We start from the raw sequence: 22267 nt of genomic DNA on the forward strand, positions 1-22267 counted from the left end.
TCGCGAAACAGACCTCTCACTGACCACATCACAACACAATCGAAATTGAAGGCCCAACGATGAATCAACCATGGACCGAACTTGCTCAAAGCACCACTGTTGCCGTCCCAGTCGAACCCGTCACCAGTCTGGATCTGCTGCTGCAACACTTGATTGCGGCGTGTGTGTTTTCAATTGTGGGCATCGTTGTCTTCTTGGGATGCCTGGTGTTGATGGAGAAGTTGACCCCTTTTTCGATCCTGCATGAGATTGGCGAAGAGCATAACTTGGCCGTTTCCATCGTTGTCGCAGCGATTGTGCTTGGAATCTCGATCATCATCGCCGCGTCCGTCATCGGTTGACGAACATCGCCCCCTGATGAATCGCGGTGGCATGTCAGCAATTGTGTAGAGCCCAGACGCGAACGCCGCTCGTGCCGACAAGTAGCACCGGCAAACGAGCGAGTGCCGAACGAACTGTTGCCGGACGTGATGGGCGACGAATCGTCGGTCCATCTTTTCCAGCGTCGCACGGCCGGTTCCACCAGATAGAGCCTTGCACTTGGCTTCGCTTTGCTTGCCCGCGTGCGGGACACTGCCTATCTTTACCGCGATGCCAAGAGTCAACCCGCGACGATGAGCGTTGCGATCGTTTCACAACTTGGGTGTGAAACCCAGATTGGAAACGGATGACAAGTCTTCCTCGAGAACCTGTCATCAAAGTTGACTCTTTCTGCGCACTGGAGGCGCAACACGCGATGAAGACCACGCCTAATTGGCGTGATCCGCCCCAGCGACAAGCTTGCTCTAACCGGCAATCTTTCCGTCGCCGCGACAACCGACGGCTCGTTCATCGGGTCGTCCGGTTTGGAGCAAACAGGGTGATATTTCATCGACTCGGTTTTTTGACCGGGCACGTTTTGTGACCTAAGTTTGCTCAGCCCCACGGTTCGGAGTGTCTTCCGCGGGGCTTGGACACACCCCTGTCCAGCATTCCCCCTCCAACGACACTCTCGATGGAATCGGCGCATGGATTTGTTAACGACGATCAACCGATGTTTTGCCTTGGACAAGCAAACCAACGTGTCGCACCAAGACAACGCAGTTGTTTCGCGTGTTGGTCGCCAGCGCACCTCGCAACGACTTCGCACGTTCGCGTTGATTGTCGGATCCTTCGCCGTGGGCGGTTCCGCCCTGCCAGCCCAGGCACAAGGCTTCGTGCCCTCGCGCGGTCCCGTTGCTTCCGCCCCAACCAATGACGCGGAACGCCAGCTCGACGAACAAGAACGATCCAAGGCACTCGCCGATGGCATCGAATTAGAAGAAGCCGGACAATGGGGCGATGCGATCGATCACTACGAAGCGGCCACCCGTCGTTTCCCGCAAGACCGGATGTTGTACCAGCGTCTGCTGATCAGCCGTTTGCGTTTTGATGTCGAACGTCGCTACCAAGATCAAACCTACCTGCAATCGCTCCGCGACATGACGACGTCGCAATCGCTGGATTTGTACAGCGAGATCTTGGCAAATCTGCAAACACACTATGTTGACACGATCGAGTGGTCGCGAGTGCTGTTGCACGGCACTGCGGCTCTCGAAACCGCGTTGGACGACGAAACGTTCGTTCAAACGATGTTGCCGAACACAAGCCGGGAGCAAATTGAAAAGTTCCGGATGGAGATCCATCACCGCATTAGCAACCGCTCCACCCAGAGTCGTTTCGATTTGCGAGCCACGGTGTCTCAAGTCGCGTCGATGGCCAACCAAGAACTCGGGCTGAGCGGAACAGCAACCGTGCTGGAATTCGTCAGCGGAGCCGTGTCGACACTGGATACCTACACACGATTGCTCTCGCCCGGTCAGTTGGACGATATGTTCAGCACGATTGACGGCAATTTCGTTGGGCTGGGGGTCGAGCTGAAACCAGGCGAAGACTGCTTGCAGATTTTGTCTGTGATTCCCGGCGGGCCGGCCGATGAAGCCGGTATCAAGGCGGGCGATCGTATCATGGGTGTGGACACAACCTCGGCCGCCGACCGCGACCCAGACTTCGTTGCCGATTTGCTGCGTGGTCCAGAAGGCTCGTCGGTGTCGTTGGAGATCGCTTCGGTGGATCAACCCGCCCGCCGAATTCAGGTCGCTCGCCGTCGTGTGGATGTGCCTTGCGTTGAAAACGTGCACCTGGTCGATACAGAAGCCAAGGTTGGTTACTTCCGATTGACGAACTTTCAAAAGTCGACGCCCAAAGAAGTCGAACAGGCTTTGTGGGACCTGAGCCGTCAAGGCATGCGGTCACTGATCATCGATCTGCGAGACAACCCAGGCGGACTGTTGCCAGCGTCGGTCGAGGTTGCGGACCGTTTCATCTCGACCGGCCGTATTCTGACGACTCGCGGACGCAACGCTCGCGAAAACTTTGATTACACGGCACACCGTCCGAACACTTGGAACGTTCCGCTGGCGGTTTTGATCGACCGAAACAGTGCCAGTGCCAGCGAGATTTTCTCGGGTGCCATTCGCGATGCGAATCGCGGAACGGTGGTGGGCGAAAAGAGCTATGGCAAAGGCAGCGTGCAGGGGATCTTCCGCATGCAAGCCGCCCAGTTCGGATTGTGCTTGACCACCGCAAAGTTCTATTCGCCCAGCGGCCGAGCGATCAGCCGCAACGGCGTGGAGCCTCATATCTCCGTCCCACCGACCTACATCGCGGCTCGTCCCGATGAAAGCGGACGTTTGGTCACGGAATTGGAAGACGACGTGCTTCAAAAAGCCATCGAGTTCCTGGGCCAGTCGGCTCAATAAAGACTGTCCCGGCCCAAGCCGCAAAAACGTAGGTCCGGTTCCACAGGACAATTACCTGAAACCGTGCGAACACCCCAAGCGCCCGGCCGGACCGGACGCTTGGGATATCACTGATCGATCAAGCTTTGCTGGACAATTCTTCTCGCTTGGCGGCGATGATCGCCAGCAATTCACGCTGGGGTTTGACAAATTTGTCGACCCCTTCGTCCATCAAAAACTTGTGCATGTGAGCCACGTCCAACGCGCCATCAATCTCGTCTTGGACAGCTTGCGAAGGCATCTCGTCGACTTGACGTTTGAACGTTTCACCGCTGGCGTCGACCGCTTCGTTGGTCGATGGTGGGTTGGTTTGAATGTCACTGCCAGCCAACGCCGCCACGTACTTCCACGGTGGATCGTCTTTGCTCTTCGTACCTGTGCTGGCGAAGATCAACTCCTGCTCCAGCTTCAAACCTTTGTCGGCCCAGAACTCTTGGTTCTCTTTCCAAATGCGTTTGGCGTTCAAGATGCCGACCTGGCCTTGAGCATCGCTGGATAGGTTCGGCAGTTCTTTCTGAGTGTAAACATCGATTCGCGAAATAAAGATGCTGTACACGGACTTGAATTGATCCAGCGAACGAATGCCAGCTTCCGCCGCGCGCTGAGCGCCTTTCCAAACGGCTTCACGAGCCGCGTGGTACTGGTCCGCGGTGAACATCAACGTGACGTTCAGCGTGATTCCGTTGGCGGCCAGTTCTTCCAACGCGGCCAAGCCGGCTTCCGTGGCAGGAACTTTGATCATGCGGTTGGTGTGGCCCGCGTTCCACTGCTTGCCGAGCTCGATGTAGCGTTCCGCAATGTCCGCCGCTGAAAACTTCTGATCCGGGTCTTCCAAAATCGGATCCAATTCGAAGCTCACCCAGCCCGCATTGCCGCCGGTGGATTCGTGGATCGACGCGAATTTCTTTTCCGCGTCGTTGACCAATTCGTCGGTCAACGCCCACGCGATGGCTTCGTCGTCGTGACCTTCGCTGAGCAGTTCGTCGATTCGCGAATCGAAACCGCCCGCTTTGACGATTCCCGAGATGATGGCCGGATTGCTGGTCGCCCCGACGGCGCCCCAAGCGAGGTTTTGGTCGACTTCGGATGGTTCGACGGAATCCAGGTACAGCTTGGTGCCGGAATCAATCAGTGACTGGAGGGATGCAGACATCGGTTCTCTTCAGTGAGCAGAGTGGAAACGTTCATTCGTCAAATCGCTGACGATTTCACGAACGACGCGAACGGGCAAAGGAAACGACCAGGCCAATCGTGCAAAATGCGATCCGAAATCCCGACGGGCGAAAACCTGGTTTCCATGTCCAACGACGGGCGTCGCGGCACAAAATGCAGATCGCCGTGTGTCGAAGAAGAACAGCTCCCCACCACAGGACGGGTGGATCCTGAAAATGGACCTTGAAACATGTTCAAATGACAGCACTTTGCGTTGCGAAATGGGCTGTTTTGCCAATTAGACTGCATTGAGCCTGATTTGTGGGGGTGGGGCAATCGGTCACATTCAAGATTCATCCCGGATTCCTTCGCGAAGGTAAATGATCCAAGCCAAACCTTCCTATTTTTTCTAATCCGTTCAAATGTGTTCCAAGCTGTGAAACGTTTGGCCCGTGCAAACGCATTGACGTGGACCTTACGCCAAGTCCCCGATAGCTTACTGCTCGATTGACAACGTCCGTCCAACTCAAATCGGCATGTGATTGCCGACCCGAATCGACTTCTCTTCATCGGAATCCTTCATGACCGCAGATTCAGCCAAGCCGTCGTTCCTGGAGCGACCCGGCCCGTTGGGGCTGACCGTGGCTTTGTTGATTTTGATGGGATTTTTCTTCTTCTTGCCCTCCGCCTTCCGCGCGGCTCGCATGGGTTTGAAGAACAAAGAGAATGACGTCAAAGATTGGCTTCCCAGCGATTTCCCAGAGACCGCGGAACTCGACTGGTTCGCGGATCACTTCGCCGGCGAGAGCTTTGTGCTGCTGACCTGGGAAGGTTGCAACGTCGGCGATCAACGTCTGCGTTTGCTGGAAGAGAAACTGCTGCATGAATCCGCCAATTACCGTGAGCAATTGGCTGCCGAGGAAGCGTGGGGCGAAGATGCGTTGTCGCTGGCCGAAATCCAGGCTCGCGTTCGCGCGCGTGAACTCGGCGAAGAGTTGCAACTGCTGCCGCCCGGCCAGGAACTGACGAACTGGGGTGGCGAAGACGAGAAGTGGTTGGCCTCGGCTGATGGGACGTGGTACTACATCCAACCCGACGGCAAACTGTTCCGTTGGGAAGAGTCCATGAATGGCCCCGCGGCGCTCATCCGCAAGGTCAACAAGGCAGCGGGTCGTTACGAACTGCGTGGGCAATTTGTGACCGCCTTTGGGGATCCATCCACACCGGAACGAGTCAACCCGTTCTACAACGATCCCATGTTGCTTTGCGCGCCGCTGTTTCAAACGGTGCAAACGGGAGCCACCATCGCGGAAGAGTTGGCAGCCGAGGATGGACCTCTGTGGCCAATCGATTTGACCGATGTCACGAAGAAGCCCATCGTGGCCAAGCGTTTGGCGATGGAGCGTTTGACCGGAACCTTGTTCGCTCCGGCCGTTCCTTTCGAATTCGACTGGAAGCCTGAATCCTTTGTCGAGCAGTTGCCGGCTGATCGGCGATCCGAAGTTCCCGACGACGCCGACCAACGCATCGCAACCACATTGCAAGAGTTCGTTGATTCGCGATTGGAAGGCGATGCATCACGATTGCCGACGGCGCTGACGCAGATTCAAACGGATGCCTGGTACGCGGTTTACGATTCGCTCGGTGTGGAACCACCGCCACGTTTGACATGCTTGCTGGTCACGTTGACGGACCTTGCCAAAGACAACCTGGCGTTCGCAATCGGTCGTGGCACGCTCGGAATGCCTCAGGGACGCTTGTTGCAACTCGCGAAACAGTCCGGCATTCAACCGCCGCTGCCACCCAGCAGTGCACCGCCACCGTTCAATCGCGAACCACCGGAATCGATCGGTGGCATGCCGCCGTTGCGAATGGGTGGGCCTCCCGTCGACAACATCGCCATCGACGAAGAAGGCACCGTCACTTTGGTGCGTCTGGTCGGTTATTGCATCTTGGTTGGCGTGTTGCTGTCGTACTTCTGCTTCCGCAGTTTCAAAGTCACCATCATGTTGTTCATCGTCGGCGGGTCCGCTGCGATGCTCAGCATGTCCGTCGTCGGTTGGACCGGCGGCCGAGTCGATGCAATTTTGATGTCGATGCCGTCACTGGTGTATGTGTTGGGCCTGTCCGGTTCCATTCACGTGATCAACTACTACCGCGACGAAGTGCGTTTCCGAGGCCGTCGCGGCGCGGCGACTCGAGCACTGAAACACGCCGCGTTGCCGTGTACTTTGGCCGCGCTAACGACCGCCATTGGTTTGGCGTCCCTGTTCACCAGCAATCTGAAACCGATCAGCAACTTCGGTCTGTATTCCGCGATCGGTGTGATTTCGACATTGGGCGTGCTGTTCAGTTATCTCCCAGCCGCTCTGGAAACATTCTCGCCGCAGTTCGGACAAGACAAAGCTGAAGAACGCAAACGTTTGGCTGCTGCCAAGAAAGCCGCGAACGCGGAAGGCACGTCGCCCGGCGACACAACCAAACCGCAAAAGGGCGCCGTGTCCGGCGAACTGGAATTGGCGGCTTGGTGGGCTGGCGTGGGGCGTTGGATCACGGGCAACCATGCGATGGTCAGCACCGTTTGCCTGGTCGGGTTGGTGTTGGCTTCGCTGGGGTTGTTCAAGATCACCACATCGGTGCAGTTGCTAAAGCTATTCGATCCTCAGGCTCGTATCCTTCGCGACTATGCATGGTTGGAAGATCACTTCGGCAATCTAGTGCCGATGGAAATCGTGGTCCGCATGCCGCCCGAAATCCAACGTCCGATGCGATTGGCAAACGCCACCACAGAGGAGGAAACCGAAGCGGAAGACAAGTTGTCCGATCCGGTGTCGCTGAGTCTGCTCGAGCGGATCGAAGCGGTCTCGCGAATTCGAAAAGTCGTCACCCGATCACTGGGTGAGGAAGGCATCGCGAAAGTTGGCCAAGCGTCGAGCATGGACACCTTCATCGCTCCGCTGCCCGACGTCAGCAATGGTTGGAGTGCCCAACGCAATCTGTTCAACAACCGGTTGACGGAATCGCGATCGGAGCTGTTAGAAAGCGACTACGTCAAACTCGAAAAGAACGGCCCGCTGAAAGACAGCGAGTTGTGGCGTTTGAGCCTTCGCGTCAGTGCCTTGTCCGACGTTGACTACGGACTGTTCATCAATGAACTGAAAGACGCCGTTGATCCGGTGGTCCAGGCCTATCGAGTGCGATCGGAACTGATTCGAGAAATTCAACAGCCTGACGGCACTCAGATTCCCAAAGCCAAGGTGTTGGTGCTCGGGGCACAGAACGTGGTCGATCTCGATTCTGCTTCCTTGGTGAAGGTCGATGAAGCGACGGGCGAAAAAGTGGTCGATCAACAAGCGATCTTTTTGTCGACGCTTCGTGAGTTGCTCGGCAATGAACGCATTCGTCAGAGCTGGATCGATCCCAACGCGGAAGACGCCATCGCACGAACCACGGACGACAATTGGGACCGCCGCATTGCCGCCGCCGACGTGGTGGTCGATGTCTCGGATTTGCCATTCGCTGACTCTGCGGAATTGGCGGATGACAGTGCGGCATTGGCGACAAAGGGTGCGGCTCGTTTGCTGACCGCGCGGGATGTGATCGCCAAGTCGATTCCGAAACACATTTTGGCGCTGGACAAAGTCGCCAGTGGGCAACCGGATCGACTGCCAATCTTTGAACTGGACGAACCCGCCACGCCGCAAGTCATCTACACCGGCGTCGTCCCCGTGGTCTATAAAGCCCAACGCACGCTTTTGGGCAGCTTGGTTGAGTCCATCCTGTTGGCATTCGTGTTGATTGGGATCGTGATGATCGTCTTGCTGAACCCCGGGGCGTTCCCAACACGCTGGTTGATGCCCGCCAACATCCAATCCGGATTGTTGGCCGGTGCCGTTTCGATGATCCCCAATGTCTTCCCGGTTTTGCTGGTCTTCGGCTTGATGGGTCACTTGAGAACGGCGGTCGACATCGGAACGATGATGACGGCCAGTGTTGCGATGGGTGTTGCCGTCGATGACACCATTCACTTTCTGACTTGGTTTCGCCAATTCTTGGAAGAAGGCAAGACTCGTCGCGAAGCTGTGATCGAGACCTACCGTCGAGTGGGGCCTGCGATGACGCAAACCACCATCGTCGGCGGATTAGGATTGTTCATTTTCGCGATGTCAACGTTCACGCCGACACAGCGTTTTGGAACGTTGATGTTGGTGATGCTCGCCGCGGCCTTGATCGGCGACTTGATCTTGCTTCCAGCCTTGCTGGCTGGACCGCTCGGGAAGGTTTTCAAACCCCGGCATGACCATCTGGGAAAGCCCACGTTTGATCCGGGGCAATCTGGCATTGCCGCCGCGAGTGAAATTGGCGGGGTCGAACTGGATTCGATGAGCGAAAGTGCCCGTGTCAACGACGATCGCGTTGTCACGGAGGACACTCCGGTGTTGAAACTGCACAAACCACCCGCACGCAAAGACGCCAATCGCCCATCGCCGAAGGGATAGCGGTGTCTTGCCTGCGAGTCGCATTCTGAGGTTACCCGCGGCGATCGGACCTTGTGTCGACAGGATCACCGGCAAGCTGGTTCAGTCCCTGCGGCGATTGTTTGTTTCGCGTGGCGGGTCCTCATGGCATTGCAGGCTGGTCTCGTTCGAACGGCAGACCATTTGCATCCACCGCCGTCCAAGTTCGCGTGGACGCGTCACTACGTCCGGTAATTTGCGTTGGTCAGGCAAACTCTCTTGCCTGAATCAAATGAACCATCTGATCGGATAGGTTCTGCTGCGAACGAGCATCAACGCATCGAATCAACCGTCGTCAGAACGTTCTGAATGAGGTACGCTCCGCGTCTCTTCGGGACTCACTTCATCGACGAATGCGACATGCCTTTGAAATCTTTGGCGGACCAGGCAACCAGTTACCGAGTGCGGTTCTGCATCGGACTGGTCGCGGTATGCATTCTCGCACCGCTGGCGATTCGTGATTCGGCTCGTGCACTCGGCACGATGTACAACGCCCCCGCGTTGTGGTTGCCCGAAGACATGCCGGTCCGCAAACAGTACGACGACTTCTCAAAGCTGTTTCAGGGTCAAGACGTTTTGATGATTGGTTGGGACGGGGCCAAGATCGGAAGCGAATCCGTCGACGAAGCCGCCAAAGCGTTGCTGCCTCTGACTGAGTCCACGCCGCAGCGTGCGGCGTACCTCGAAGGGGTCAGCTCGGGCCAACGCGTGTTTGATGTGCTGACCAGCCCGCCAACCAGTTTCTCCGAGCGTGCCACCAGGGCTCGACTGCGTGGCTCGCTGATTGGAGAAGACGGCGAGCAAACGATCGTGCTGGCGACTTTTACGGAAGCCGGCAGTTTAAAACGCCAGGAAGTCATTGATGACATCCGACAAATTGTCTCGGACAAAATCGGTGTCGACGCGGAGCAGATCTACACCGCAGGACCACCGACCGACGGGGCGCTCGTGGACGCGGAGGCTCAGACATCGATCGACCGATACACCCTGCCCTCGGTGATCTTGGGTGCATTGATCTGCGTCTTCTGCCTGAGGTCGCTTGTTCTGACAGCAATCATCATCATCGTGGCGGTGATTGGCCAAGGCATGTCATTGGCGATGGTGCTGTATTCCGGAATCGAGATGAACGCGATTCTGATTGTGTTGCCACCGCTTGTGTTTGTCTTGACCGCCAGCGCCGGCATCCACCTGTGCAACTACTACCGCGACGCGATGTGCAGCGATCCTGACATCGATCCCACCGCGGCAACACGCCAAGCGATGAAGGCGGGCATCTTGCCGTGCTGGTTGGCCGCGACGACGACGATCATCGGCCTTGGTTCGCTGGGGCTGGTGCGACTGGTTCCAGTCAGTGCCTTTGGGTTAATCGCCGCCGGATCAGTCTTCAGCACGCTGTTGTTGCTGTTGCTTCTCCTGCCCGGCGCGATGCAGTGGCATGGAGCCCGTCACCAAGCCAAACATCGTGCGAGCCGAAAGAGCACGAATGCCGAGGACAATGATCCCTTGCCTGTTCAAACGTGGCGAAAGAACATCGGCCACGCCTGGGAGGCTTTTGCCGCAAAGTTCATGAAGGTGCCGATCACGGTCGTCACCATCTTTACACTCATCACAGCCGTTGCGGCCTCCGGATTGCCGGACCTCACAACCTCCGTGAACATCCCACGTATGTTTCCGGCCGAGAGCCGCATACGGACGGACTACGCCTGGTTCGAAGAACACATTGGCCCCACGATCAATGCGGAAGTCGTGGTCCAGTTCGCTCCGGAGGCGATGCCTGATCCAATCGATCGATTTCGCTTGGTCCGTGACGTGGACGACCATCTTCGACAAACGGAATTGGTCGGCGGAGTCTTCTCGGCACGATCATTTCTTCCCAGTCCGCCGTCGAAAAAGAGCCGCAGCATTCGCTCCACCGTGCTGGAAGCCAACATTCGCAGGCAACTCAACGACCCCGATTCCGCGTTGCAAGACGCCGGCTACATCGCCAGCGACGAAGCCGGCAACCAATTGTGGCGGATCAGTTTTCGTTTTCCGTTTGACGAGGACATCGACTATCGGTCAGAGTTCGAACGCGTTCAGGCGGAACTCACCCCAATCTTGGAAGAAGCCGGCGACGGCATCACGGGAACGTTCACAGGGGGCGTTCCAATGACAACGGAATCGCAAGACGTTTTGCTGCAGGACCTCTTTCGCAGCTTTCTAGCCGCGTTTGGCATCGTCGCCATCATCATGATGCTGCTGCTGAGAAGTGTGTCCGGTGGCTTGGTTGCGATGTTCCCCAATTTGTTTCCAACCATCACCTTGTTCGGCACCATGGGTTTGATGCAGACCCCGCTGGACATCGGATCGGTGATGACCGCCAGTGTCGCACTGGGAATCGCGGTCGACGGAACAATCCACTTCCTGACGAAATTCCAAAACCAATCGCGGCAGGGAAAATCGCGAATGGAGGCTTCCATCGCGGCACTTCACAAATGCGGCCCCGCCATGTGGCAAACGACCGCCGTCTGCGCGATCTCACCTTTGGTTTACGGGCTGTCAGAATTCCAACCCACCCAGCGTTTTGCCTTCATGATGTTTGGTCTGCTGGTGGCGGCTTTGGTCGGCGATGTCTTGCTGCTACCGGCGTTACTGGCATCGCCGCTGGGTCGATTTCTGACGCCTAAACTCGCCCGCGCACAAAATCAGCCGGGAAGTTAGCCAAAGGGTGCACTTCACCCGCGCCACCGAGCCATCGCTTCGGTTACGATGAGAGGCGGAAGGGGCAAGCACGCTCCTTTAAATCCCGCCTTGAACGAAGTTTCCCACCATGATCCGAAGCTGGACCCTCGCGGCCGTACTGGGCTGCTGGCTCGTCTCCCCCGCCTATCTAACATCAACGCGCGCCGCTGACGAAACGTTGGCACCACCCAACATTCTGTGGCTGACCAGCGAAGACAACGGTCCGCAGCTCGGTTGCTACGGCGATGAATACGCCGACACACCTCACCTGGACCAACTCGCCTCTCGCTCGCTGCGTTATCAAAAGTGTTGGTCCAACGCGCCCGTTTGTGCTCCCGCGCGGACGACGTTGATCAGCGGCATGTATGCCACCAGCCTCGGTGGACAACACATGCGAAGCGGAGTGAAGGTGCCCGATGGGTTCCAGTTCTATCCCGACGTGTTGCGTGAAGCCGGATACTACTGCACCAACAATTCGAAGACCGATTACAACTTCGTCAAAGGTCTCGGCAAAGGAGGCTGGCACCAATGCGATGGCAAAGCCCACTTCCGCAACCGCCCGCGAAAAGATCAACCGTTCTTTGCCATTTTCAATTTCACGATCAGCCACGAAAGCAAGATTCGCAACGAGCACACGTTGGTGCATGACCCGGACAAGGCTCCTGTTCCCGCCTATCACCCCAACGTCCCCAAAGTCCGGCGTGATTGGGCCCAGTACTACGACCGGCTCACCGAGATGGACGCGATGTGCGGACGCATCTTGAAGCAACTGGACGAGGACGGACTGACCGATTCCACGATCGTCTTTTACTACGGTGACCATGGCAGCGGCATGCCTCGCAGCAAACGCTGGCCGTTCAATTCCGGTTTGCACGTTCCGTTCTTGCTGCACGTGCCTGAGAAGTACAAACATTTGGCCCCACAAGATTACGCCAGTGGCGGAGTCACCGAGCGTTTGGTCAGCTTCGTCGACATGGGGCCCACCGCGATCAGCCTCGCCGGAGCCGACGTGCCCGATTCGATGCAGGGTGTTCCCTTCGCCGGTCCACTCAATGGCGAATCGAAAGAACTCTTGTTCGGCTATCGCGGTCGCATGGATGAACGAGTCGACATGGTGCGTAGCTGCACCGATGGACGCTTTGTTTATCTGCGTCACTTCCATCCGGAACGCATTTACTTCGCGTACTTGGACTACATGTTCCAAACACCGACGACGCAAGTTTGGAAAGAAATGTACGACGCGGGTGAGCTGAACGAGGCTCAATCCAAGGTCTGGGAAGTCAAACCGCTCGAAGAGCTTTTCGATCTGCGATCGGATCCTGATGAAGTCAACAACCTGGCGAACGATCCGGCTCACGCTGACAAGCTTCGTGAACTGCGAAATGCGACCCGCAATTGGATGGTTTCGACGCGAGACCTGGGTGTGTTGCCCGAAGCGGAACTGCATCGGCTGAGCGGCAAACAGGATCCTCGCACCTGGGCACTGAACAGCGATCTCAATTGGGAAAAGCTGGTCAACATCGCTTGGCGTGCAACCGCCGCTTGGAATGATTTGCCCGACACCGCCGTGCAACGTCTGGAACGAGTCACGCAGCGCCCGTCCAGCATCGACCGTTACTGGGGAGTCCGTGCGTTGGCTCTGGGCCTGACGTCGCCGAACACCGATCTCTCGGATGAAACCAAAGCCAAGGCTCTGTCGATTCTCGAGAAGTCTGCTGCTGACGATGAAGCCCCCATCGTTCGCGCCGCGGCTGCGGAAGGTTTGTTGGTGGCAGGCAATGACCAACAACGCGACCAAGCTCAAGCGTTGCTGCTCGATTTGTCCAACGCCGACAACGAAGGCCACTACGTCGCTATGACCGCGTTGAACCTGATCGACAATCATCGCGACCAACTATCGGATGGCTGGCAAACGCAACTCGGCAAACTTCCGAGAAAAACAAAACTTTCGCCCGAAAGAGCGGACTCCTACGTCGGACGTTTGCTCCAATACCTTACTGCGGATTGATCGCTTTTCACGAGAGAACAGACCGATGTCACTTCAACCTCTGCACGATCGTTTGAACACCATTGCCAAGGACGGCCGGACTCGAAAGCTTCATCGCCGACGAGTCGAGGGCGTTCACATCGTCGAGGACGATGGGCGTCGGCTGATGAACTTCGGCGGCAATGACTACCTCGGTGTCATCGCCGACGAAACTCGCGGCTGTGACTTGCAAACCGCATGTTCGACTCATGGGGCGTCCGCCAGCGCATTGGTGTGCGGATGGACGCCTCGCCATGACGCGCTGGCCCAATCCATCGCTGAATTGGAACGGACCGACGCCGCAGTAATCTTTCCCTCCGGGTATGCGGCGTGTTCCGGCACGATGGCCACGTTGCCGCAAGCCGGTGATTTGATTCTCAGCGATGAACTCAATCACGCTTCTCTGATCGATGGTTGCCGGCTCTCGAAAGCGGAACGGGTCATCTACCCGCACCGCGATTTGGATTTTGTCGAACACGTGCTTCGTGACCGAACGGACGTATCCGGGATGACTTGGATCGTCACCGACGGCGTGTTCAGCATGGACGGGGATGTGGCACCGCTGCCGGGTTTGGCTGATTTGGCCGAGCGTTTTGGTGCCCACCTGATCGTTGATGAGGCCCATGGCACCGGAGTCTTGGGACCACGTGGCGCGGGACTGTGCGATGCGTATGGCGTCACCGACCGAGTCACCGTGCGGATTGGAACGCTGAGCAAAGCCATTGGCCATCAAGGCGGCTTTGTCGCGGGACCGCAGATCGTGATCGACACGCTCGTCAACGCCTGTCGATCACTGATTTTCAGCACCGCTCTGTCACCCGTGATTGCCGAAGGTGCCCATCGTGTGATCCAGCGCTTGCCTCATTGGCGAGACCGACGCGACCGCGTGGCGATGATGTCACGGCAATTCCGTCGGCTAATGAATCTCGATGCCAGCGGTCTCGAATCGGGGATCCCGATTGTGCCGCTGATCATCGGTGATGAAGAGGAAACCGTTCTCGCCAGCCAAGCGATTCGCGACAACGGATTCTTCGTCCCGGCAATTCGTCCGCCAACCGTGCCCGACGGCAAATCGCGTTTGCGAGTCTCGATCACAGCCGCCCATCGCGACCACGACATCGAACTGCTGGCCGAGATCATTCATCGAGTCTGCCCGAATCTACAAGCCCCGGAATTGACCTCCGCCGGCAACTAGCCCCGTCCGTTCGCGAACTTCACGACTGTTAAAAAAACGGTGTGGCAGCTATCATCTCCCCCTGCGAATCTCGCATTTCGGGGCTGTAGCTCAGTTGGTTAGAGCTGGGAACTCATAATTCCTAGGTCGCGGGTTCAAGTCCTGCCAGCCCTACCTTTTTCTTTGTTCGTCGTTCATGCCACGCCAACCCTCGAAATCGCAACGCAGCCGATCCTCAGCCCAAAACAAATCGGACTCCGGAGCGAAGCGCATCAATCAACTTTTGGCGTCAGCCGGCTTTGGCAGTCGACGTCAGTGCGAAGAACTGATTCGCGAAGGACGCGTGGAAGTCGACGGTCAAACCATCACCGAGCTGGGCGTCACGGTCGATCCCAACGTCCAAAAAGTTCGCGTGGACGGCGCCAACCTGCGTCCGCAGAAGTTGGTCTATTACGCGGTCAACAAACCAGCCGGGATCGTCACCACAAATTCCGATCCCAAAGGCCGACCTCGAGTCATCGACTTGGTGCCGCCGACGGAACGCGTGTTTCCAGTGGGACGTTTGGATTTGTCCAGCGAAGGCCTGATCCTGCTCACCAACGACGGTGATTTGGCCCAACAGTTGGCTCACCCCAAATACGGCATTCAAAAGGTTTACCGAGTCGTGGTTGCCGGCGAAGTTCGCGGCGAAACGATGAAGAAGATGCGAGAGGGCATCTACATCGCGGAAGGCTTCGTCCAAGTCGACGGGGCCCGGATTTTGAAGGCACGCCCAAAAGCAACTGAAATGGAAATTCGGTTGAAGGAAGGCAAAAATCGCGAAATTCGCCGCATCCTCGCTCGCATGGGCCACAAGGTTCAACAATTGCGACGCATCGCGATTGGCCCTTTGAAACTCGGCGATATTCCTCGCGGTGCTTATCGAAAATTGACGCGAGACGAAGTCGACAAGTTGCGGCGAGGCGTCGAGCACGCCGAACGTGCCGCGAAAGCCGAAGCGGCATCGCGGCCACGATCGGGGCAGTCGATCAAACGCCGTCCGGGCGGTGCCAACCGCAATGTGGCTGCCAAACCAGCCTCGGGTCGTGGTGCATACCAAGGGGCTCGCAAGGCGACCAAGAAGTCCCAATCGTCGAGCACTCCACGCGGCAAAGTGAACTCGGGGAAACCGAAAGCAGGCAAACCCAAATCAAGCAAACTCGGAAGCGGAAGCGTCATTGGAGGCACCGTCATCGGTGGCGATGCACCGCAAGCCGCCGACAAGCCAGAACGCTCGAAATCGAATCCCAACATCATTCGCAAACGAACAGCCGGCAAGAAACCCGGCCCCAAACCGGCTCGCGGGAAAGCCAGCCGCCGCCGCGGTCGTTGACCAAACGAAGTGTGCTAGGTCAGTACGCGCAAGCGATACAGCTCCACCAGCATCGCCCGTAGGTTGGCCATTCCTGGCCGACGTCCGCACTGACCCGAAGCCGCGCCACCCCATCTGGTACACGTTGCGATGACGGTTCGATCGCTGCCTGTCTAGTGGTCGGGCAAGAGTGCCCAACCTTTATTCAAACCCCCGTAGGTTGGCCACTCCTGGCCGACGTCCACCCAAAGAACACCCACGTCACTCTTTCGCGGCTTCGACTTGCGTGGGACTTTGCAAGTACGCCATCAAATCCGCGACTTGGTCTTCGCTGTACGGCTGCAACAGACCGCTGGGCATCGGCGACTGATCCGTCGCCGCTTCCATTTCGATATCGTCCTTGGCCAACACCCAAGTTTGATCCGCAGCGACAATCGTCACGGATTGCCGCGTACGCTGGGTCACCAATCCGACCAGCAATCGCCCGTCCACCGTCACAATTTTTGTCGCTCGGTAGTCCGCGCCGACCACCGCGTCGGGGTCGATGATGTTGTGCAGCAGGTATCCCAAATCACTGCGCTGGGCACCCGTCAAATCCGGTCCGACTTGTCCGCCGCTGCCGAACATTCGGTGACATGCCGAACACGACTTTTCAAACAACACTCGACCTCGCGACCGATCGGCCGTCTGCAAACGAGCGGACGTCAACGTCCTTGTCCACTCGGCGATCTCACGTTCACGGTCGGCCGGAGTGTCGCGCAGCTTGCCCCAAACTTGCTCCACACGATTCTGAAGTTCTGGATTGTCGAGCGATAAAATCGTTCGCACATGGGACGCATTCAAAACGTCTTTGGGCATTTTCTGCTCCTCGATCGCTTTCAACAATGGATCGGCAAACACGTCGCGAGAACACAGCAATCCAATCACCGCCGAACGGCGGGGAGCACGAAAACGCCGGTAGTTGTCCAACAACATCTTCGCGACTTCCGGCCGTTTGATCGTGGCCAATGAGGGAGCCAGCTTGGCGTTCACCCGAGGATCCTTCATCAGCGGGGCTGCCAAACGGACAATCTCCTGATCCAAATCATTCTCGGATTGCGATCGGCTTTCGATCAAACCCTTGATTGCCGCCAAACGCTCCAGCACATCGGCTTGCTGGTCCGTTGCCACCTTGATCAAAGCTTCGACACTCTGTCCGTCACCGAACAACGTTGCCAGTTTTCGAATCGTCTCGGCATGCTTTTCTCGCAGATCCGAATGCTGCGCAATGATTTCATAGAACGTATCCCAACTTTCGGGTCGCTCGGCACGCCGCACGCCCACCATGCCAGCCGCCACGCCGTCCAGGAAGGCATCCGCACATCGCACGTTGGGCTCGCCTTTCAAATCACCGTCACTTTTTAGACGTCGCGTCACACTGGCAAGCAACTCCGCAAACGGCTTGGGAGACTCGCTCATTCGCTCCGCCAAAGCACGGCTGGCCAACCGAACGGTGGACGGAATTTGGCTTTGCTCCACGCCGAACGTTAGCTGATCGAGGTCGGCGTCAGCACAAGACATCAGCCCATACCAAATCATCAATCCTTGATTGTGATCATCCGCGTCTTCGATGCCGCTATTCAGCTCGGTCAGGAAATCAGCAATCTCACCACGATAATGAATGGGCAATCGCTGCATGATGGACGCCACGGTCAATCGCACCGAGGGCACATCGGCTTCGGCCAGCGAGAGGAAATCGCTCTGCAAACCTGCATACTCATTCGTGACGCGTTCTGCCGCATCACGGCTCGCTGCAGTCGGCCCAAACACATCGTCGATCGGCCAGTGTTGGGTCAGCAAACGTAAGCACCAACTCCGGACATGAGGCGACTCATCCGCGATTCCGGCAATCAGGAATTCCCGCGTGGCACCGCCCGTGACGTTCAGTGTCCACAGCAACCGCAGTCGTTGTTGCGGGGTAAGCGATGGATCCGCGTAGGCAGCCAGAAGTTCTTGGTTCAAATGCGTCGCATCCATGCCATCCCCGATTAGCTGAGCGATTCGCAATCGGGATTGATGCGAGAACCAACGCCAATCGGACAGTTGAAATTCGATTAAGCTTGCGGCGTCGAGCGTTTCTGCATTCAGCTTTTTCAAACGCTCGGATACATCGTCGGGCACGCCGGCTTCGTACCGAATCTGGAAAACGCGACCGCTGGACCGGTGCACTCCTGTGTGCTCATGGCACTCACCCAAGTCCGCCCAATCCAGGACCATCACGTTCCCATCCGGACCGGCGGTCAATTCCATTCCACGAAACCACGGGTCTCCGCTGAGAAAAAAGTCAGGCTCGTGTCGCCCGACGTACCCCGTGCCCACGGGTTCCAAGCGTTCCTGGTTAGCTCGTCGGCCATGGAAGTTCAGCGTGAACAGTTGCTCTTGATACTTCGTTGGCCAAGTCGACTCTTGATAGATCATCATGCCCGCGTGTGCGTGCCCGCCCCCGAAATCATTCGCGGCACCATCACGCGAGTCTTGCCATCGACCGGTCGTGTCAAAGTGGAAGTGGTCCGCGTGTTGGTCAATTAATTCGTACGCATTTGGGTTGGGATCCAATGTGAACGGCCGCATGAAGTGAGCTCCATGAATGCCGTGCCACAGATGCCCATTGACCGTGTTGATGAAAAACATCTCTCCGTGACGATCGAAATCATGTCCCCACGGATTCGTCGTTCCATGACAAAGGACTTCGACTTGTTGCGTTTCTATGTGATACCGCCAAATCCCGCCTTCGATCGCGATGCGTTTTTCGTCAGGCGTCCCCGGTCGCCCGATGCGTCCCGGACAAGATCCACCGCAACGACCGTACAACCATCCGTCGGGACCGAACCGCAAACCGTTCGCCAAGTTGTGATAGTTCTGCTCGGCGATCGTGAACCCGTCCAAAACAACTTCGGGTGCGGCATCTGGAACAGCATCGCCATCGGCATCCGGAACAAAAAGCAGTTGCGGCGGGCACATCAACCAAACACCACCGCGGCCGACTTCGACACTGGTCAACTGCTGCACGGAATCCAGAAACACCTTGCGTGAATCAGCGACTCCGTCCAAGTCTTCGTCGGTGAACACCAAGACTCGGTCGCGTTGATCTGCCCGCCAAGCAACGCCGCGTTGACCGTAGGTGTAGTTTTCCGCGACCCAAAAACGCCCCATGGTATCCCAAGCACAATCTATCGGGTTTTGAACCTCGGGTTCGTGAGCAAACACCGTGGTCATAAAACCGTCTGGCAATTGGATCGCCTTCGCGGCTTCCTCGGCGGACAACAAAGGTGGTCCCGCGGGCTGGCCGTTTTCACCAGGCTCGGCCAATGGCTCCGTGTTGATCGGCGTCGGAAAATCGTCCGCTGCCGCGTCCGTCGTCACGAACACGCTGGCGAAGATTCCTGCAAAGAGGCAGCCGAGCCAAAAGCTTCCAACGCATCGCGCGACCGCTCGGCTCACCACCCGTGCATTTTTCGAGCAATCAACGTAGAACATGGGGATCATTTTCGTTTCGAACAAGAAAGACTGATATGCGGCGAATCGGCGGCTTTACCGATCCCAAATTGGCGGACCAATTCAACGACTATCTGCAAACGCAACAAATTGCGTCAAAAGTCGATCACGACGGCGAGTCCCATGATATCTGGATTCGCGACGAGAAGGACGTGGATCACGCCCGTACAGCCTTGCAAGAATTCACTCAGTCACCCAATTCCGCAAAATTTGACGTGTCCGCGGAAGCTGCCCGGCTTCGCAAAGAACAGGAAGCGGAGAAAAAACGCAAACTGTCGATGCAGCGGAAGTCCCAACAATCGCTGCGTGGGTCATCAGGATCCTTTGGTGGTCGGGCGACGATGTCCGGCCCGATCCCTGTGGTGATCGGCATGATCATCGTCTGCGGTCTGGCCAGCTACGCGACCAGCTTTGGGAATCCACGGCCAAATCGCAACCTGCCGGATCGCCTGACCCTGGAAGCCATTGAATCGGGCGACTTCTTGTCGTTTGAACAGAAGCTGTTTTCTGCGTTCTGCTTCGCTGATCCGATCCAATATCAAAAGACCGACGACCCATGGGTATCGATCAAGAAAGGCGAGTTGTGGCGATTTATCACACCAGCCTTTCTGCATGGATCACCGATGCACTTGGTGTTCAACATGATGGCTTTGTTCACACTGGGTAGTGTGATTGAACGATTGCACGGTTCGTGGTTCCTCGCTTTGTTATTGATCGTGTGTCAGATCGTCGGCACGCTGGTTCAAGTGCTGCTGCCCGACTGGTTGGAATCGCCGATGGCGATCGGTGCGTCAGGAGCCGTGTTCGGTGTGTTTGGATACATCTGGATTCGCCCAAAATTTCAACCTTCTTATCCGGTTGGCATCCCACCTTTCAATGTCTACCTCATGCTCGGGTTCATGTTCGCTTGCATGACACCGTTGATTCAAGGCATTGCCAACGGTGCCCACGTCGGTGGTTTGGTCATTGGCATGGTGATTGCCGCGGTGCTCCCCAAGAGCTTCGGATGATGACCGCCTGAGTCCACCACGCCGAACGCGTGAATTTGGACGGCCGATGAGATACCCTGAGGCGACGTCCGGCCATTCGTGGTCGACGTTCCCACCTCACACCACTGCCCGCCCTCTCAACATGATTCGAACTCCGCTGCTCTGGCTCTTCACTTGCTTCCTTGCAACCAACTGTTTTGCAAACGATCGGCCCAATGTCTTGCTGATTGTTGCCGACGACCTGAATTGTGCGATTGGTCCATACGGCGACCCAACCGCCATCACGCCTCATCTTGATTCGCTTGCTGCACGAGGTCTGACCTTCGATCGAGCCTATTGCCAACAGGCGGTTTGCAACCCGTCGCGATCGTCGTTTTTGACCGGACTGCGACCCAACACCGTCGGGGTGGATGATCTAAGAAAATCTTTTCGCGAAACAGCACCGTCCGGCAAGACGCTGACCACGTTGCCGGAACATTTCAAGAATCACGGGTACTTCTGCCAAGACATCGGCAAGATTTTTCACAACATGGGTGACACGCAAGATCGCCGGTCTTGGTCCATCGACGAAGTGTTTCATCAAGGCACACACGCCGCGGACACCGTGTACTCGAACACGCCGCCGGCTCTTCGCCGCCACAAACTGAAGAAGGCTCCGGTCACCGAAAGCCACGCGGTTCCCGACTTTGCCTATCGCGATGGTCAAATCGCGAATTTGGCAAGCTCGGTGATCGAGAGCTACCCCGAGGACGCTCCGCCTTTCTTCCTCGCGGTCGGTTTCTGGCGACCTCATTTGCCATTCGTTGCACCGGAAAAGTACTGGGACCTGTACGATCCCGAGCAAATCCCTCTGCCGGTCATCGATAAGCCCGGCGAATCCACTCCGGATATTGCACTGCACCCGTCCCGAGAAGTCCGTGGTTACGACGGGGTATCGAATGAAGGCCCGGTGTCAGAATCGCAGATCAGGCACTTACGACATGGGTACTACGCATCCATCAGTTTCTTAGACGCCCAAGTCGGCAAAATGCTGACGGCTTTGGATCGAAGTGGATATCGCGAATCCACCGTGGTTGTGTTTCTATCGGACCATGGGTTTCACCTGGGCGAGAAAGCCTTGTGGGGCAAGACGTCCAATTTTGAACTCGACGCTCGCGTTCCATTCATCGCCGCTGATCCGCGACGGGAGGCATCTCATGGTCAACGCACTCCATCGCTGACCGAGTTGGTGGATCTGTTCCCGACGCTAGCCGCCATCGCCGGCGTGTCGGAGGGCCTGCCGGGAAACCTGGAGGGGATGGATGTCTCCCAATTGCTGAATGATCCCGATCAAGAGTTGAAACGAGCCGCTTTCACTCAGCATCAGCATCCCTTTTATCAACCACGTGAACGTTGGACGGCGTGGGGATATTCCGTGCGAACCCGACACCACCGATACACCCAGTGGCGTTCCATCGCAGAAGGCAATTTGATCGCCGAAGAGTTATACGATCACCGCAGTGATCCGCACGAAATTGACAACGAAGCAAGCAACAACCAACCGATCACCCAGCGGCTCCGAAAGATTGTCGCCGAGCATTTTGGCCTCTCAACCCCGTAGGTCAGGCCATGCCAGACGAGGTTTGCCGAAGCATTGGTCGATCGTCGTGTAAGAAATAGCCGCAAAACCCGTAGGTCAGGCCGTGCCTGACGAAGGTCGCCGGCCGGTCGACTCGCCCGCGATGAGCAGCGTTTTTGATTGCACGCCTCGCTTCTTTCGAAGCATCGGCCGGGGCGTCAGGTGGAACCTGACCTACGCTAAAACAGTAGGTCAGGCCGTGCCTGGCGAGGGTTACCGAAGCATCGATCGATGCATCGGGTGAGACATGGCCACGCACCCCCGTAGTAGTTGCTCTATCTCTAATTGTCATGCTTTTGTATGCTCTCGGCATCTCGTACAGGAGGATCAGAGATGCCAGGTACATCAAGGAAGTATGTCGTAGAA

General features: G+C 57.0%; 11 protein-coding genes and 1 tRNA gene. 10 read left to right on the forward strand and 2 right to left on the reverse strand.

Annotated features, from left to right (window positions below; all coding sequences use genetic code 11):
• Positions 1 to 59 precede the first annotated feature (59 nt).
• On the forward strand, positions 60 to 341 hold the full coding sequence (locus LOC70_RS11980) for a DUF350 domain-containing protein (RefSeq protein WP_230253816.1): 282 nt from the start codon (positions 60 to 62) through the stop codon (positions 339 to 341).
• A 666-nt stretch (positions 342 to 1007) separates the two neighbouring features.
• Positions 1008 to 2780, forward strand: coding sequence for a S41 family peptidase (locus tag LOC70_RS11985; protein WP_230253817.1), 1773 nt, complete (start codon positions 1008 to 1010; stop codon positions 2778 to 2780).
• A gap of 118 nt (positions 2781 to 2898) precedes the next feature.
• Here LOC70_RS11985 and LOC70_RS11990 read toward each other — a convergent pair whose 3' ends face one another.
• Entirely contained in the window at positions 2899 to 3972 is a 1074-nt protein-coding gene (locus LOC70_RS11990) for a transaldolase family protein (RefSeq protein WP_230253818.1), read from the reverse strand.
• 580 nt (positions 3973 to 4552) lie between these two features.
• Here LOC70_RS11990 and LOC70_RS11995 point away from each other — a divergent pair.
• The 6 genes from LOC70_RS11995 (at position 4553) to LOC70_RS12020 (ending at position 15781) form a co-directional block, all read left to right on the forward strand.
• Positions 4553 to 8470, forward strand: coding sequence for an efflux RND transporter permease subunit (locus LOC70_RS11995; RefSeq protein WP_230253819.1), 3918 nt, complete (start codon positions 4553 to 4555; stop codon positions 8468 to 8470).
• Between the two features lie 378 nt (positions 8471 to 8848).
• Entirely contained in the window at positions 8849 to 11188 is a 2340-nt protein-coding gene (locus LOC70_RS12000; protein ID WP_230253820.1) for an efflux RND transporter permease subunit, read from the forward strand.
• A 109-nt stretch (positions 11189 to 11297) separates the two neighbouring features.
• On the forward strand, positions 11298 to 13217 hold the full coding sequence (locus LOC70_RS12005) for a sulfatase-like hydrolase/transferase (protein WP_230253821.1): 1920 nt from the start codon (positions 11298 to 11300) through the stop codon (positions 13215 to 13217).
• A 25-nt stretch (positions 13218 to 13242) separates the two neighbouring features.
• On the forward strand, positions 13243 to 14430 hold the full coding sequence (locus tag LOC70_RS12010) for an aminotransferase class I/II-fold pyridoxal phosphate-dependent enzyme (protein ID WP_230253822.1): 1188 nt from the start codon (positions 13243 to 13245) through the stop codon (positions 14428 to 14430).
• A gap of 79 nt (positions 14431 to 14509) precedes the next feature.
• A tRNA-Ile gene (locus LOC70_RS12015) sits at positions 14510 to 14583 on the forward strand.
• Positions 14584 to 14605: 22 nt separating this feature from the next.
• Positions 14606 to 15781, forward strand: a complete 1176-nt coding sequence (locus tag LOC70_RS12020; protein WP_230276586.1) for a pseudouridine synthase — start codon at positions 14606 to 14608, stop codon at positions 15779 to 15781.
• Between the two features lie 240 nt (positions 15782 to 16021).
• On the opposite strand, the gene LOC70_RS12025 is transcribed toward LOC70_RS12020, so the two are convergent.
• Complete coding sequence (locus tag LOC70_RS12025) at positions 16022 to 19168, reverse strand: PVC-type heme-binding CxxCH protein (protein WP_230253824.1); 3147 nt, start codon at positions 19166 to 19168, stop codon at positions 16022 to 16024.
• Positions 19169 to 19311: 143 nt separating this feature from the next.
• Here LOC70_RS12025 and LOC70_RS12030 point away from each other — a divergent pair, with 143 nt between their 5' ends.
• Positions 19312 to 20304 carry a rhomboid family intramembrane serine protease gene (locus LOC70_RS12030; RefSeq protein WP_230253825.1) on the forward strand — a complete coding sequence of 331 codons (993 nt, stop codon included), beginning with the start codon at positions 19312 to 19314 and terminating at the stop codon, positions 20302 to 20304.
• A 46-nt stretch (positions 20305 to 20350) separates the two neighbouring features.
• Positions 20351 to 21883 (forward strand): sulfatase, encoded by a 1533-nt coding sequence (locus LOC70_RS12035; RefSeq protein WP_230253826.1) that lies wholly within the window; start codon positions 20351 to 20353, stop codon positions 21881 to 21883.
• The last annotated feature ends 384 nt before the right edge of the window (positions 21884 to 22267 follow it).

This window comes from Rhodopirellula halodulae, assembly GCF_020966775.1.
Taxonomy (GTDB): Bacteria; Planctomycetota; Planctomycetia; order Pirellulales; family Pirellulaceae; genus Rhodopirellula; species Rhodopirellula halodulae.